The organism is Dyella sp. (assembly GCF_051962475.1).
GTDB lineage: Bacteria > Pseudomonadota > Gammaproteobacteria > Xanthomonadales > Rhodanobacteraceae > Dyella_A.
Map to the genome: position 1 here is coordinate 37642 of NZ_JBQCCF010000028.1, position 14374 is coordinate 52015.

15 protein-coding genes are annotated in these 14374 nt (G+C 64.7%); 5 read left to right on the forward strand and 10 right to left on the reverse strand.

Features of this window, described 5'->3' with window-relative positions; genetic code table 11:
• Positions 1-55: 55 nt before the first annotated feature.
• Positions 56-205 (reverse strand): hypothetical protein, encoded by a 150-nt coding sequence (locus ACTHJF_RS05915; protein WP_431637038.1) that lies wholly within the window; start codon positions 203-205, stop codon positions 56-58.
• Between the two features lie 310 nt (positions 206-515).
• On the opposite strand from ACTHJF_RS05915, the gene ACTHJF_RS05920 reads away from it, so the two are divergent.
• Positions 516-791: a DUF1778 domain-containing protein gene (locus ACTHJF_RS05920; protein WP_440266305.1), complete on the forward strand. Its 276-nt coding sequence runs from the start codon at positions 516-518 to the stop codon at positions 789-791.
• Positions 792-909: 118 nt separating this feature from the next.
• Positions 910-2298 carry a hypothetical protein gene (locus tag ACTHJF_RS05925; RefSeq protein WP_440266306.1) on the forward strand — a complete coding sequence of 463 codons (1389 nt, stop codon included), beginning with the start codon at positions 910-912 and terminating at the stop codon, positions 2296-2298.
• A 107-nt stretch (positions 2299-2405) separates the two neighbouring features.
• Here ACTHJF_RS05925 and ACTHJF_RS05930 read toward each other — a convergent pair whose 3' ends face one another.
• The 5 genes from ACTHJF_RS05930 to ACTHJF_RS05950 all read right to left on the reverse strand — a co-directional run bounded on the left by ACTHJF_RS05930 (position 2406) and on the right by ACTHJF_RS05950 (position 6852).
• Positions 2406-2876 (reverse strand): hypothetical protein, encoded by a 471-nt coding sequence (locus ACTHJF_RS05930; protein ID WP_440266307.1) that lies wholly within the window; start codon positions 2874-2876, stop codon positions 2406-2408.
• Positions 2877-2912: 36 nt separating this feature from the next.
• Positions 2913-3227, reverse strand: a complete 315-nt coding sequence (locus ACTHJF_RS05935; RefSeq protein WP_440266308.1) for a hypothetical protein — start codon at positions 3225-3227, stop codon at positions 2913-2915.
• Between the two features lie 250 nt (positions 3228-3477).
• Complete coding sequence (locus tag ACTHJF_RS05940) at positions 3478-3945, reverse strand: carboxymuconolactone decarboxylase family protein (protein WP_440266309.1); 468 nt, start codon at positions 3943-3945, stop codon at positions 3478-3480.
• On the reverse strand, positions 3945-5417 hold the full coding sequence (locus tag ACTHJF_RS05945; protein ID WP_440266310.1) for an alginate export family protein: 1473 nt from the start codon (positions 5415-5417) through the stop codon (positions 3945-3947). Before ACTHJF_RS05945 ends, ACTHJF_RS05940 begins: the two co-directional genes overlap by 1 nt.
• A 7-nt stretch (positions 5418-5424) precedes the next feature.
• On the reverse strand, positions 5425-6852 hold the full coding sequence (locus ACTHJF_RS05950; protein WP_440266311.1) for an MFS transporter: 1428 nt from the start codon (positions 6850-6852) through the stop codon (positions 5425-5427).
• A 150-nt stretch (positions 6853-7002) separates the two neighbouring features.
• Between ACTHJF_RS05950 and ACTHJF_RS05955 the strand changes: the two genes are divergently transcribed.
• Entirely contained in the window at positions 7003-7896 is an 894-nt protein-coding gene (locus tag ACTHJF_RS05955; RefSeq protein WP_440266312.1) for a LysR family transcriptional regulator, read from the forward strand.
• Positions 7897-7993: 97 nt separating this feature from the next.
• Positions 7994-8797, forward strand: coding sequence for a DUF5694 domain-containing protein (locus ACTHJF_RS05960; protein WP_440266313.1), 804 nt, complete (start codon positions 7994-7996; stop codon positions 8795-8797).
• Between the two features lie 190 nt (positions 8798-8987).
• On the opposite strand, the gene ACTHJF_RS05965 is transcribed toward ACTHJF_RS05960, so the two are convergent.
• Both ACTHJF_RS05965 and ACTHJF_RS05970 read right to left on the reverse strand, forming a co-directional pair.
• Entirely contained in the window at positions 8988-9620 is a 633-nt protein-coding gene (locus ACTHJF_RS05965; RefSeq protein ID WP_440266314.1) for an XAC0095 family protein, read from the reverse strand.
• 340 nt (positions 9621-9960) lie between these two features.
• Positions 9961-10854: a LysR family transcriptional regulator gene (locus ACTHJF_RS05970; RefSeq protein ID WP_440266315.1), complete on the reverse strand. Its 894-nt coding sequence runs from the start codon at positions 10852-10854 to the stop codon at positions 9961-9963.
• A 107-nt stretch (positions 10855-10961) separates the two neighbouring features.
• Between ACTHJF_RS05970 and ACTHJF_RS05975 the strand changes: the two genes are divergently transcribed.
• Positions 10962-11834, forward strand: a complete 873-nt coding sequence (locus ACTHJF_RS05975; protein ID WP_440266316.1) for an SDR family oxidoreductase — start codon at positions 10962-10964, stop codon at positions 11832-11834.
• Between the two features lie 96 nt (positions 11835-11930).
• Here ACTHJF_RS05975 and ACTHJF_RS05980 read toward each other — a convergent pair whose 3' ends face one another.
• Together ACTHJF_RS05980 and ACTHJF_RS05985 are read right to left on the reverse strand one after the other, a co-directional pair.
• Positions 11931-13118, reverse strand: coding sequence for an OprO/OprP family phosphate-selective porin (locus ACTHJF_RS05980; RefSeq protein ID WP_440266340.1), 1188 nt, complete (start codon positions 13116-13118; stop codon positions 11931-11933).
• A gap of 136 nt (positions 13119-13254) precedes the next feature.
• Positions 13255-14370 (reverse strand): sulfate/molybdate ABC transporter ATP-binding protein, encoded by a 1116-nt coding sequence (locus ACTHJF_RS05985; protein ID WP_440266317.1) that lies wholly within the window; start codon positions 14368-14370, stop codon positions 13255-13257.
• Positions 14371-14374 lie beyond the last annotated feature (4 nt).

Below are 14374 nucleotides of genomic sequence, written 5' to 3' on the forward strand. Positions count from 1 at the left end.
CGCAAATGTCACTACCGGGCCAGGCAAGCCACCCGGCGCAACGGCACGCGACGCGTCAGGACGAGGATGGCTTCGGCTTCGCATCCGGCGCGTTCTGCGGCTGCCGCGGCGCATCGGGCGCCGGCTTGCGCTCGGTGCCGTGCTTATCCTTCGGCTGACTCTCGTCGTAGCCGGACTTCTTCGGAACGGTGTCTTGCTTGGACATGGACGTGGCTGGGCAGCATGCGTAGGCGAGGAAACCCGAGCCTGACAACCCGGCGGCGCACGTGCGGTGAAGGGGGCGTGGCTTGTGGCTTGATGTTCGGTCGGCCAGGCGGGGAAGGGCGCCACACTGCCAACGTCCCTGCTCCCAATTCCGGTTGTTCCCCAAGCTGCGCGCCTACTTTGTGCGCTAGGTTGGCCGGGTCGGATGCTGGTGGCCCAACCCGCCGCAGCGACCGATGAAGGCTGAACCGGGGTACTGACGTGCGGCCCTCGCTGTGCGGACAATGTGCATACACTTGAGGACCGCCGCCATGACCACCGTTTCCCGTCAAACCACCTTCAATCTGCGTGCCACGGTGGCCCAGCGCAGCCTGATTGACCAGGCGGCCCGGATGGCGGGCAAGAGCCGCACGGACTTCATGCTGGAGGCCGCCTGCGAGAGGGCCCAGCAGGTGCTGCTGGAGCAGACCGTGGTTGCCCCGGACGCCGCCCGCTTTAAGCGCTTGCAGGCGCTGCTGGATGCGCCGGTCGAACAGGGTGCCGCTCTACGCAAGCTGCTGCGTCGCCGGGTGCCGTGGGAGGCGTGAAGCGCCAAGGGCTGCATAACGTGGTGATCGTGCCGCCGGAGTCGTGAGATCTGGCGTGCGGATGATCGTTTGCCGTGCCGGTTCTACGGGATAGCCGTGCATATTCAAGGAGCGCTGGATGGCTAAGTCGATTCGCAGCCTGGTGGCCGCGACCATCATGATCGTGCCGGTACTGATATCGATCGCGCCTGCCTGCGCCGAAGCGCCAGCGGCCACGCCCTCGATGGATGCCATACCGATGCTACGGCAGGCGCTCGATCGCCCTCCGCCGTTGGATGCCTTTAAATCCGCCGTGCTGCAGCAGCAGTTTGAGATGCTGGGCTTTAAGGCTGCTGCCGACCGGCTCGACGACTATCAACGCCTGCGCCTGTTGGGTACGGTCATGCCGCCGCCAGCCCAGGCAGCGGCAACGCTGCGCGACGTGGTGGCTGGGGCGCGTGTCACCCCTGCGCTGCGAGCCGCTGTCGCGCGAGCGGTGGCTGATGGCGTGGCGATAGGGTTTCCCGCTATCGCTGACGTGCAAAGCGCGAGCGCCCCGCACCTGCAGATGAGCGAGCAGGGTTTGGCACATATCGATCGCCTCGCACCCGGTGCATGGGGCTATTTCAAAGGCGGGCAAGTGGACCCCGCGGAGACGGCCGCGCAGGCCGAGGCGTTCTACCTCGCCGCCGATATGCGTAATCGGCTGGCCATGAAGGCCGACCTCCACGTCGAGTATGAGCTGCCGTCCGGACAGACGCTGAGCTGCGAAGCGGACAAGGTACCCGCCGGCGATCATCGCGGCGGCCTGTGCCAAGTCAGGCTCGTCGGCCACGTAACCAGCCCGGAAGGCATCCGCTGGATGGCTTTGACGCCTGAGCAGAAAACCGCTTTGTACGACAACCTGCTCGCGTTGCGGCAGACCGCTGCGCCCGTACCGAAAGAGGGCACGGTCCGCATCGGTGAGCTGCATCTCACCATCGACACCGCAAGCGGAGCCATCCTGGATGGCGCATGGCGCGCCGCGGCCGCGACCGAAGCTCGGCAGCGGCTGCAGGCGGCGCCGTGCGAGGCGCTGGGCAACTGCACCAGCGGCGTGGCACAGCTGGCGACGAGTCCCGCCGCCATCCATGCGGGGCTGACCTTGCTGGTGATGGCCTGCCTAGTGGTCTATCGGTTCCGCCAAGGCGGCACAGGCCGCCTTTGGCCGACCCTCGCCAAGCTCTATGCGCTGCTGTTCGTCCTGGCGATCGGCGTGAATGCGGCGGACCGCCCCACCGGCGCCACCCGCGGCGCACCGCTCAGCGGCACGCTCGGTTTCATGGCCAAGGCGGCGGTATCGATGCCATGGAGCTACTACTTCATTAGCGAAACACGGGACAGCGGACCACTTCCCGGTGTTCCCGCCAAGACGCTAGCCGACGACTCGATCTGGTTATGGACTTTTGCCGGCTTGAACCAGGTGTTCTTGCTACTGATGGCATCCGGAGGCGAGTCGCGGAAGCCCTCAGTCGACGCCACCAGCTAAGCCCAGCGGGCGTTGGAGAGCATGCCGATGCATGGATGCTGGTATCCCCGTCGAACCTGCGCCTTCTCAGCATTACGCGTGCCGGCCCGAGAGTCGACGTGCACAGATCACTTTCCAGGCGCTGAAGGGACGCTCTTACCCAGCACTCGCCGGATCTCGGTCGTCGCTTTCTCATCTGGCGCCGGATCGCCGGAGTAGGAGGCTCGCGTGATGCGGCAGTCACGGCAGATGTCGTCCTTGACGGAAGCGCTGATGCTGAAGGTCGTACTGCAACGACCTGAGTGGCTGCCAGGTACGGCAGGGCAGGCGAAGGTATAAGTCTTGACGGTCGAGACGGTGCCATCGGGCGCCTTGCCCGTCGCCTCCGTGACCACCTTCATGTTGGTCATGCCGGCGTGCTCATAGGCGTGCTGGTAGGTCTCGATCAGCGTGCTGTAGTGGGTGCCGTCGTAGATCGTCTCGGGTAGTTGCGGCTTCATGAAAGCGCACAGCAGGAGCACGGCCGGCAGTGCGGCCGTGACTATGACGGTACGGCCGGCCTTGCGCAGCCGGCCCTCGGGTGAACTGATGATGTGCATCCGCCCTCCAGCCTAAGGAACGTCAACTGATGCCTCTCAATGCCGCCCCCACACCCAGACATCGCCATGCGCATCGATCGCTGCGCTGCTGTTGTAGCCAGCTGCGATCGCCACCGCCTTGCCGATGCCGGGCACCTGCCGCGGCAGCTCGGTGAACGGAGCCCGCTCGCCGCGGCCGTATTCGTTCTCGCAGGCGGGGCTGCCGTGCTGGCCAAGTTCGGTGTCGGCGTTCTCGCCCCAAGCCCAGACCTGGCCGTTACCGTCGAGCGCTAGCGCGTGGCGCTTGCCGGCAGCGATGGCGCGGATCGGCGGCTCATGGGCATCCTGCGTGGTGGCACCGAACGTGCGCACACGTTAAGCCATTTGTAGATGCAATGGGCGGCCGCGACGACTTCTGCGGCCGCTGCTATTGAAGCAAGCAAAGCCGCCTGGGAAAGCGGACGATGCATTTTGCAATTTTACATAATATACATTATGCGCGATTGTAGATCGGCCACACCACGGGATTGCGCGCCGCTTCTCGAACGTTCGAGCCTGCGCCTGGCGTAGCGCCGGAGCCGGCCTGGAAAAATCCGACTGGTGTCGGACTTCTTCATGGGTGTCAGGCCGGAAGCTTGCGAAACGCTATGGCAAAACGGTTCCAGCTGTTGACGGCGCTGACTGCCAAAGTCAGATCCACGAGTTGTGCGGGAGGAAACTCGAGCTTCACTCGTTGCCACAGATCGTCCGTGACGGTGTTGCCTGCGATCAGCGTCAACGCTTCGGCCCACTCGAGCGCCGCCCTTTCGCGTTCCGAGAAAAACGGGGTGTCGCGCCAGACCTGGAGCGTCGAAAGGCGCCGCTCCGCTTCACCAAGTTTCCTGGCGTCCGTCATGTGGCGGTCGAGGCAATAGGCGCATCCATTGAGCTGCGATACGCGGATCCGCACGAGTTCGACAAGGGGGCGTTCCAGGTCCGACCGGGCGACGCGTTGATCGAGCGTCGCCAAGGCGAGCATCGCACCCGGGCCGAAGGCAAAGAAGTTGAGGCGGGGTTCGGTAAGGTTTTCTTTTGCTGTTTGCGTATTCATTAGTAGCGGTATGTCGCGTCGAGATAGGTATAGGTTCCAGAAGAGAATCCGGATCGACGTAATGCGTCGCCTGCCGCGAGGTGTTCGACATTCAGGCGAATTGCCAGGTGGCGGCTGACGGACCACGTGCTCGTCAGCCGTATGAGATTTCCGGTATGTTGGCCCTTGACCCGCTGGGTTCCGGCGTAGGCCCGAGCGCCGCCGGCATAGATCGCGTCTTCCGTATCCAGGCGTCGCGCGTACCCATATTCCACGGCGACGGACGTGCGCGGGCCGGGTGAGAAGGAAAGGCCGGGGGCAATCATCAACAGGTTGGAAAGGCCGAGAAACTGCCCTTCCCCCAGATAGTTCGAGCTTGCGTACAGTGAATTGATGTCGCGCACCGTACCGGTGCCGTATGCGCCGCCGCCAGAAGCGAGGTCGATGTGCGACGTCAGCCGCGGCTTCCAGCCCGAATCCGACAACGCGATGCTCTGGGTGGCAAAGATGCCCCAGGCACGCACGGGTCGCCCGCCGATGGTTCGCCCGCTCTGGCGCACCGTCGTCCAATCGAAGCGCATGCCAGCATGCCGCCCCCAGAGACGGACACCCACGGTGTCGCGAGTGTCCTGCCCCGCCTGGCCCGCCAGGCGATAGCTTGGATTCTCGCTATGGATCCAGAAGGGATCGAGGTAGGTATTCGGGCCGCCTTCGGACACGATGAAACTGGCGTTGATGCCCTGCAGCTTTTCGCCCGGATTGGCGTGTTCGTCGAAGCCTCCCCGGCCGAGGCGGGTGGCTCGCAGGTCGAAGGCGCCAACTCGCAGGCGAGACGCGTGCGCATAAACGCGCACGCCATTCCAGGTCCTGTGCAGGTTGGGTCCGTCGCTAAGGCTGATGAGTTGGCGCGGGCCGTCGGAAAACTCCTGCCGCCCCACCATGGCGCCGGCAAGAACCTTACCTACGTTGCCATGGACGTCGACGAACGATTGTTGCAACGACGCTGCGTTGCGGAAGTTTGGTGTCGCGCTGCTGCGACGGCTGTCGACCTGCCCTGCGCCAACCTCGCCGTACAAGCGCAGGTGGCGATTGAGAGTCAGGTCCGCCCCAAGTAAGAGGCGGCTTTGGTCCTGATTGAAGTCGTTGCCCCGACGAAGCTGCGCGTTGTCCGAGGACGTTGATCGCAATCGCAGCTCCGAACTGATGGTCAGGTAGCCGGAATCGCCGACCGGAATGGCCTTGCCCAACGGTGCGCGGCCCTGAGCGGCCATGCCGGACCAGTCCTCTGCCCAGCGACTTGCTATGAAGCCATTTCCGAGTTCTGGGCCCCAACCGGCTGCCGTCAGCGGATAGGGATCGGCCGGCGTCGGCGTCGCCTGTCCGGGGCGGGATGTTCCGCGGCATTTGCTGCTTTCAGCAGCGAATGCGGTCGGGCCATGGAATGCCAGCGTGGTGGCCAACGCGATGGCCAGTAGATGAAGACGGGCGGACACGGGTTTCTCAGGAACGGGAGACGACATGTGAGGCTTGCCGAGCAAAGCTCACGGCAAGCAAGAGCGCTGCGACTACGAGCGCCGTCGCGACACTAAACGCCACGTGGGCACCGGCTGCGATGGCCGAGGCCGAAGCTGTGCCGACCTCGGGTGCATGCGTTCCAATGGCAAACACAGCCCCCATGGCGGAGGCACCCGTGACCAGGCCAAGATTGCGCGAAAGGTTCAGCAGACCGGAGACCACACCGCGCTGTGCCGCTTCAGATCCAGCAAGTACGGCGGTGTTGTTGGCGGCTTGGAACGTCGCGTAACCCGCGGTGGTGATAATCAAAGGCAGCACGTACCCCACGACGCCCAGCGATGCCGGAAGTACAGAGAGAGCCAGGCTGCCGATAGCCATCGCGGACAGTCCTGCGATCGTCACGGCCCTCGCACCAAAACGATCAACCGACCGTCCGGCGGGCACTCCCGCCAGAGCCGCCACCAGAGGACCCGCCGTCATGACGAGGCCAACCGATGCCGGGCTCATCCCGAGCGATCGCGCAAGGTAAAAGGGCCCTACGACCAACGTGGTCATGGCAACCGTCGTGACCAGCGCACTCATCGTAAAGCCGGCGCTCACCGTGCGGTCCCGGAACAGCCCGAGGCGGACGAGCGGCGAGGCGACCCGGGATTCCACCCAGATGAAAAGTCCGGCGGCCGCGATGGCCACTGCCAGCAAACCAAAGCTGCCGGACGATCCGCGCGCGATGGTCATGGAAAGGGCGTACGCTGCGAGCGTCAGCGCGAGGAGAATCGAACCGGCCAGATCGAAGGGTGCTCGACGCCCATGCGGCGGATCCATCGGCAACGCAATGTAAGCCAGCGCCAGTGCCGCGAAGCCCAACGGCACGTTGAGAAAAAAGATGGAGCGCCAGCCAAGGCCGGCAATCAACATACCGCCGAGCGAAGGGCCGAGGGCGGTGCCCACCGCCGACATGGTGCCGAGGAATCCCATGGCGCGCCCTGCCCGGTCCTTTGGCACCGTGTCACCCACCAGCGCCATCGACAAGGCCATCATGACGGCAGCGCCGAGGCCCTGCCCGATGCGTCCAACAACGAGCATCCACAGATCGGTCGAGGAGCCACACACGATCGAGGCCATGGTGAACAAACCCACACCGCCCATCATCAGTCGCCGCCGCCCGATGAGGTCACCGAGTCGGCCGACGCTGACAACCAAAGCCGTCACTGCGAGCAGGTAGGCCAGCACGACCCATTGCACAGCGCGGAAACTGGTGTGGAAAACATCGACAAACGTCGGCAACGCCACGTTGGCGATGCTGGTGCCAAGCGACGACAGCAACATCGTCATTGCCAGGCACGCCAGGGCGAACGGAACGCTCCCGGCCCCTGGTGTGGTGGTGGATCCAAAGCGAAATACGGAACGGAACATGGCAGCTCTCCAGGCGACCGCGGCGCACGCGGCGCGGACGGAGAGAGAGCCTAGGAGCCGGGCTGAGATGCCAGAAGACGCATGAATCGAAAAGTATTAGTGCACCAGACGCCCGCTGTGGCCGGAGCCCGGGAGTTGTTAGATATGTCCATGCCTGATCTCAATCTCCTGGTGACCCTCGACGTCCTGCTGACGGAAGGAAGCGTCGTGCGGGCGGCGCGACGCCTCCAACTGAGTGCCTCGGCGATGAGTCGGGCGCTTGCGCGATTGCGCGAGGCGACCGGCGACCCGCTTCTCGTCCGTGCCGGACGCGGACTCGTGCCGACACCGCGGGCGCTGGCGTTGCGGGGCCGGGTCCGGCAGGTGGTCGATGACGCAGAGGCGGTGCTGCGCCCTGCACTCAAGCTCGACCTCGCCTCACTCTCGCGCACTTTTTCGATTCGCAGCACGGAGGGTTTCGTCGAGACCTTCGGCCCTGCTCTGCTCGCACGCATCGAGACCGAAGCCCCGGGTGTGCGGCTGTGGTTCGTACCCAAGCTGGACAAGGACAGTACCGCGCTGCGTGATGGCGTGGTCGACCTCGAAACCGGTGTTACCAGCAAGTCCATGGGGCCGGAGATAAGAACGCAGGGTCTATTCCGCGATCGCTTCGTTGGCATCGTGCGTAAGGGACACGCCTTGGCCCGGGGAAAGGTGACGCCCGAACGTTATGCCGGAGGGGCACACATCCTGATATCCCGGCGCGGGCTCGAGATGGCGCCAGTCGACCACGCGCTCGAAAAGCTCGGTTTATCGAGACGCTGCGTGGTGACCGTAGGCGGTTTCAGCCCGGCCATCGTGCTTGCAGGCGAGTCCGACATGATCGCGACCGTACCGGAGCGGCACACACAGAGTCTGTGGCGAGGCCTGCATTGCTTTGCGCTTCCGGTGGAGGTGCCTCAGTTCACCATTTCCCTGTTCTGGCATCCACGCCTGGATGCGGACCCGGCGCACCAATGGTTGAGGTCTCTCGTAGCCACGGTTTGCCGGCAGGGGCAGCCATGAGGACGGCAACGCTGCTAGTCGAACGGAAACCAGCGCATCTGCACCGGCAGGATCGTGCCCCTTACATCTCAACACCCGACACCCTTAGGTAAAAGCCATGATGCACAGACTTGCACTACTGCTGGCGCTCGCTGCCTTCAGCGGAGCGGGTATGAGCCAGGGAGCCAGACCCGCCTTCCTGTTCCTCGGCAGCTACCACATGAACAACCACAACCGTGACATGTTCAACCTGAAGGCGTCGGACGTCACGTCGGTCCAACGGCAACGGGAAATTCTTCAAGTGGTAGATGCCGTCGCAGCGTTTCAGCCAACAAAGATCATGATTGAGCGCGACGTGGCCGATCAGGCAGAAGTCCAGGCGCAACTTCGGCAAACCTGTGATGGGAAGCGATCCGAAAGCAAGGAGGAGTACGAACAAATTGGCTTCCGCTTGGCTTGCCGCTTGCGTGTTCCTGTGGTCGCGATCAACTACAACGATCTAGGTCCCATCGCGGATCCAAAGAAGATCGACATAGGCACGGCGAATCCCAAAGAGCTAAGTAAGGTCATGTCGCTTGGCGAGAGCGACAACACGGCGCTGCAGAAACTCGAGCAAACTGAGAGCGTGGGGAAGATCCTGGAATACCTGAACTCGGATCGGAAAACTCGGGAGATCGCCTCGCGGTATTACCTTCTGGCAAGACTGAAATCCCCCAAGGATCGGGTGGGGGCGAACTGGGTCCAGTACTGGTATGGCAGGAACCTGGTGATATTCGCCAACATCCTTGAAAACACATTACCGGGCGACCGTGTCTTGGTTATCTACGGTTACGGGCACGGATACATACTGCGTGGCATGGCTGAAGAGTCGCAGCTCTTCGACGTGGTGAACACCGAAGACTTCCTGCACGACCACCTTTGACAGGGCCTGGTTCGTATACGTTGAGCCGGGGCCCCAGCCGACATGCTCACGCCGCCGGATCACCGTACAGCTGCCACTTCTGCCACGCCGATAGTCATCGCTAATCGGCGGTGCCGACTCCGAGCTTTTGATCGAAAATTGAGGGCGAAGACCATCGATTCGCAGATGCCTTCGCCCCCAGGTTTGGCGGCTACTGGTAGGTCGGATACGCCTTCAAAGCGGACGCCATCACGCTCACGGGTGACCGCGAGGGCAACACGAAGTAACTGCCACCCTCCTCCCTCACTCGACCTCGCATGCCAACCGGCAACCCCAGCCGCTGCGCATCGATGGCATCGATCAACTCCCGCAGCCTGCCCGCGTCACGGTAGATGGCGTCGCCGATCGCCGGCAGCGTGCCGTCCGCGAACTCGGCCTCGCCGCTGCAGGTCACCACGTCGCCGTGGGCGCGGAGGCTATCGAGTAGCTCGTGGATGGCGTCGAGCTGGTCGAGCGTGATGCCGGACATGTAGCGCTCATCGGCCTCGACTCTTACCGGTTCGGTGGCATCCGCTTCGCCTGATGCGGCGGCTTCGCTGGACGTGTCTTGTGCAGGGCGTTCGTCCAGCCACTGCGTTATCTGTGTTTCCAGCCAGGCCAGGTTGCTGGCTATTTCGCTCAGGTGAATTTCCGTGACGATGTCCTCGGGCGCTTTCGCCTGGCGCTTACGCACCAGTCGGGCCAGTAGCGCCACGTCCAGGCGCAGCTTTGCGAGTCGTTGCAGGCTGTGCGCGGAAAGAACTTCGCCTGCGCCTTCCTGATCTTCCGAATCGATGGTGGACATGCTTGCCTCCTCGTTCCATGAAGTACCCGTGCGCCAGGACGGCGACGGGAAGTCGGGAGGCTAGAAACCGCACACAGCCGGCGGGCTTATTTCCCTTGCGGGTGTTGTATTCGCCGCCCTCCCGACGCAAGTGTCACGTCGGTTGCGCCTGCGAACGTGCAGGCACAAAAAACCCACCGGTTTGACGGAGGTGGGTACCGCTGTGTGGGGAGTTTCTAGGCTCCTTGCGACCGAGTCTCCTACCGCGGTGTGGGTGAGTCAAGGCGAATGGGTTGGCCATCACGCATCGCGACCGGTCACTGGCGAGGACGATCGCTGCGCCCTCTTCCGTCGTGAGTTTTCATCCGCTCACATATGCCGCCAACTCATCCGGCGTCCCTTTCGGAAACGCTTCCCTCAGATAATCCAGAAACGCCGAGACGCGCGCGCTGAGCAGGCGGCGGGTGGGATAGAGCGCCCATAGTTCGATCTCCGGCCCGTCTACCCTGCCCCACTGCACCAGCGTGCCGGCAGCGAGATCAGGGCTGGCGAGCGACAGCGGCAGCCGGGCGGCGCCAGCGCCCATGCGCGCGGCATCGCGCACCATGAGCAGCGATGACAGGCCGATCACCGGTTGGGCGGCGAGCGTGGCAGGCCCGGCGGGCGTGGCCATCGTCCAGGTTTCGGTCGGCTGCATGGCGCCGCGGACGATGACTGGCACAGGCTCGCCATGGGTGGGCTTGGGCAGGTTCGGGCTGGCGACGACCAGCAGCCGATCGCGCAGAAAGATGCGTCCCACCAGGTTGGCGTCCGGCTCGGGATTGACGCGGATAACCAGGTCGTAGGCCTCTTCGATCATGTCCACGGCACGGTCGTCGGCGGTGATGTCCAGCCGCACCTGCGGGTGCCGCAGCGCGAAGCCGGCGGCGAGCTTGCCCATGGCAGTCTGCGAAAAAAGGAGCGGCGCGCTGATGCGCAGGCGGCCGCGTGCGGTGTGGCCGCCGGAGGCGATGGCCGTGGCGGTCTCCTCGAGTTCGGTGAGCAGGAGCGCCGTGCGTTCGTAAAGCGCGCGGCCTTCTTCGGTGAGCTTGAGCGATCGCGCACCACGCTCGAACAGACGCAGATCCAGGCTGGCCTCCAGCTCGGCCACGCGCCGGGACAGCGTGGCCTTAGGCCGGCCCGCTTCGCGCGCGGCCCGGCCAAACCCGCCATGGCGGGCCACGAGGTTGAAATCGGCAAGCGCGAGCAGGTCCATGTGTTCCACCTATGAGACGAGGCGTCCCACTTTAACGGCTATGCCTGCGAATTTGGATCGATAGCATGACGAGTGTGTTCCCAACCCACCCACTCGGAGTACATGCCATGACCATCCTCGTAACTGGTGCCACCGGCCGCGTCGGCCGCCACGTCGTCGACCAGCTTGCCCAGCGCGGCGCCGCCGTGCGGGTGCTCACCCGCGATCCCGCCAAAGCCACCTTCCCCGCCGGCGTGGAGGTGGTGAAGGGCGACCTGCTCGACCTCGACGCCCTGCCCGCCGCCTTTGACGGCGTCAGCACGCTGTTCCTCCTCAATGCGGTGACTGGCGACGAGTTCACCCAGGCGCTTCTCACGCTCAACGTGGCCCGCGAGGCGGGCGTGAAGCGGGTGGTCTACCTGTCGGTGATCCACGCGGACCGCTACGTCAACGTGCCGCACTTCGCGGTGAAGTTCGGCGCCGAGCGCATGCTGCAGCAGATGGGTTTCAGCGCCACGATCCTGCGCCCGGCCTACTTCATCGACAACGAGCACATGATCAAGAACGTGGTGCTTCAGCACGGCGTCTACCCGATGCCGATCGGCCCAAAGGGCCTGGCGATGGTCGATGCGCGCGACATCGCCGAAGTCGCTGCGATCGAACTGATCCGCCGCAGCGAAGGCCCGGACACGTTGCCGATCGAAGCGATCAACCTGGTGGGCCCGGACACGCTCACCGGCGCGGACGTGGCGGCTATCTGGACGGACGTGCTGGGACGCCCGGTGGTCTACGGCGGCGACGACCCCGCCGGGTTCGAACAGAACGCCGCCGGTTTCATGCCGCCCTGGATGGCCTACGAGATGCGGCTGATGGCCGAACGCTGGGTCAGCGACGGCATGATCCCGGAACCGGGCGACGTGCCGCGCCTGACCAAGCTGCTGGGGCGGCCGCTGCGTTCGTATCGCGGGTTTGTGGAGGAGGTGGCTGCGCCTGGCCACTGAATTTGCCGCCAACGACATCCGCCGGGTGGGGACGGACTAGCCCACCCTTGCGGACATGGGGCAGCCTCCCAACCCATCGGTCCGGAAGAGCCGTCATCAGAACTGAATCTGCGCCCTGACCTCCACCACGTTGGGATCCACTACCCGTCCTCGGCGGTCGCTTTGGGCATGGACGTAGTTGGCCTGAAGCTTCAGGTAGCGATTGATGTACCAGTTGGCCCCCAGCGTCCAATCACGCTCCCGACCGCCTTGGACCACGCCGTCGTCGAGGTTGAGCTCGCTGTAGCGAAGCGCGAACTCCAGCGCGCCCCAGGCGCCCTTGGGCTTGATGCTGCCGACATTCCCTGCGGCGTACGGGCGTGACTCGCCGGTGGCCACCCAGCTCGCGAACAGGTAGTAGCCGTCCGCCGCGTAGGCGGGGCGCCCGTGCAGCGAAACATGGGCACGCAAGTATTCACCCTGCAATGACCAGGGCCCACCGATCCAGAGAGTTTCAAGGCCGCTGCGATCGATGTGATCGACCGGCGCAAGGTTGCCCGTGTCGACCAGGCGCGCGGCCAACCCGGCTTCGGGACGGGCGCGCAGGCGGGCCGTCGGCGGCGTGTAGATGCCCCGGCCATCGGTGGTGCCGTCGGGCCACTCCCGCGAGGCCGCCAGGCCGAGATGGAGAACGTCGCCGGCCTGGTTGCGCGGAACCCAGGCGACGCGAGCGGCCGCCATGCGGCCATCGCTGTCACCGTTGAGATCGCCACCGCTGTAGTAGCCGAGATTCACCAGATAGTGCGGGCGTTCCCACGCCCAGTCCGCGCCGATACGGCGGCTGGCATACACCGCCTGTGTCGGCAGAGCGGCTTCGAGAAATGTCGTCGCTCCCGTGCTGGTGTTTCCCTCGAATCCCACCGGCGTCTTGCTGAAGCCAATACGGAACGCGCCGACGTCATGACCAAACAGCCCCTTGCTCTGCACGCGCAGGTAGGTGTCCAGCCAGGTCTTGGCCTGGAAGTCGTACACCACGGTCGCGTCGTAGACGCCCTTCTTCGTCACATAGAAGCCGAACTCCTTGCGCCGGTTGGTCTGCGCATCCGGGAGTCGGCCGTTGTCGTTGGAGAAGCGATCGACGTCGTACTGATACTTGAGCGCCAGGCCCAGATCGGTGCCGTCGTCGAACACATAGTGCGTGGGCCAGTTATGGGTGAAGTCGTAGCCGGTCGCCGGGGCTTCGGCGGCATTTGCCGCGGCGGGGATCGCCATCGCCAAGGCGGCCATCAGTGTCGTCTTTTTCATGGTGGTTCCCTTTGTGGGTGGCGCCTGCCGTGCCGCAGCGTGACGCTGCCGCTGTTGACGGGCCGACGCAGGCGCACGCCGTCCCGCACGATCTGGCGCCAGGGCCAGATTGCGGTACATGGAGAGGTCTTGCGCTTCAACAGCGGTCGGGCGGGCGCCAAGTCCAGCGATCACGAACGACCGCGGAGCCCACGTCGTCATCGATTGGGAAGGCAACCAGTTGCTGGGGTGCGACCCGTAGGACGGCGCCTGACTGCCAGCCCCAGCGAGCGATGTCCTCGCTGGCGACGTCGACTTCCAGGCTGAGATCGATCTCAGCAACATGCAGATCGAGGTGGGTCACGCTTCCCGCGGGGTAGACATGCCGCAACCGCGCGTTCCATGCGGGTTGTCCTTCCGGCACCGCCAAGGCCAGGTGCTCCGGCCGTACGTAAGCCACCGCGCGCTCGTAGCGGCCTCCCCAGGGATCCATCGCCAACGGCCATTCGCCGGCGAGCCATTCCGCGTGGGCCCGATGCAGCGGGATGCGGTTGGTTCGCCCGATGAACTCGCACACGAACGGCGTGGCCGGGTCCTGGTAGATCGCCTGTGGCGTCCCGACCTGCTCGATGCGTCCCCGATTCATCACGGCAATGCGGTCGGCCAGTTCCAGCGCCTCTTCCTGGTCGTGGGTGACGAACACGGTGGTAAGGCCCAGCTCTTCGTGCAACTCACGCAGCCAACGGCGCAGCGCTACGCGAACCTGCGCATCCAGCGCGCCGAAGGGCTCGTCCAGCAAGAGCAGCTCCGGCTCTACCGCCAGCGCACGCGCCAGGGCGACCCGCTGGCGCTGGCCTCCCGAGAGCTGCGTCGGGTAGCGATCGCCAAAGTCTTCGAGCTGAACGCGTTTGAGCAGTCGTTCCACAAGATCGCGGATCTGCGCCTTGGATGGCCGTGTTCGCCGCGGCCTGACCCGCAGGCCGAAGGCCACGTTCTCACGCACGGTCAAGTGGCGGAACAAGGCGTAATGCTGGAACACCAGCCCAACGTTGCGCTCACGGGCGCCGGCGGCCAGAAAGTCGCGGTCTCCCTGGCGCACGGTGCCCTCATCCGGATAGTCCAGGCCGGCGAGGATGCGAAGCAGTGTGGTCTTGCCCGAGCCGGAGGGACCGAGCAGGGCCAGAAATTCTCCGGGCGCCAGGCGCAGACTGACGTCGTCGAGGGCGGCGAAATCGGCGAAGCGGCGGCTGAGGTTATCGATGACTAGCGACATGGCG

Bases quoted from the DNA above. Each gene is read 5' to 3' on its own strand.
- ACTHJF_RS05930 (WP_440266307.1), bottom strand. From the start codon at position 2,876: ATGCACATCATCAGTTCACCCGAGGGCCGGCTGCGCAAGGCCGGCCGT.
- ACTHJF_RS05975 (WP_440266316.1), top strand. From the start codon at position 10,962: ATGACCATCCTCGTAACTGGTGCCACCGGCCGCGTCGGCCGCCACGTC.
- ACTHJF_RS05920 (WP_440266305.1), top strand. From the start codon at position 516: ATGACCACCGTTTCCCGTCAAACCACCTTCAATCTGCGTGCCACGGTG.
- ACTHJF_RS05950 (WP_440266311.1), bottom strand. From the start codon at position 6,852: ATGTTCCGTTCCGTATTTCGCTTTGGATCCACCACCACACCAGGGGCC.
- ACTHJF_RS05940 (WP_440266309.1), bottom strand. From the start codon at position 3,945: ATGAATACGCAAACAGCAAAAGAAAACCTTACCGAACCCCGCCTCAAC.
- ACTHJF_RS05960 (WP_440266313.1), top strand. From the start codon at position 7,994: ATGATGCACAGACTTGCACTACTGCTGGCGCTCGCTGCCTTCAGCGGA.
- ACTHJF_RS05965 (WP_440266314.1), bottom strand. From the start codon at position 9,620: ATGTCCACCATCGATTCGGAAGATCAGGAAGGCGCAGGCGAAGTTCTT.
- ACTHJF_RS05955 (WP_440266312.1), top strand. From the start codon at position 7,003: ATGCCTGATCTCAATCTCCTGGTGACCCTCGACGTCCTGCTGACGGAA.
- ACTHJF_RS05915 (WP_431637038.1), bottom strand. From the start codon at position 205: ATGTCCAAGCAAGACACCGTTCCGAAGAAGTCCGGCTACGACGAGAGT.
- ACTHJF_RS05985 (WP_440266317.1), bottom strand. From the start codon at position 14,370: ATGTCGCTAGTCATCGATAACCTCAGCCGCCGCTTCGCCGATTTCGCC.
- ACTHJF_RS05925 (WP_440266306.1), top strand. From the start codon at position 910: ATGGCTAAGTCGATTCGCAGCCTGGTGGCCGCGACCATCATGATCGTG.
- ACTHJF_RS05980 (WP_440266340.1), bottom strand. From the start codon at position 13,118: ATGAAAAAGACGACACTGATGGCCGCCTTGGCGATGGCGATCCCCGCC.
- ACTHJF_RS05970 (WP_440266315.1), bottom strand. From the start codon at position 10,854: ATGGACCTGCTCGCGCTTGCCGATTTCAACCTCGTGGCCCGCCATGGC.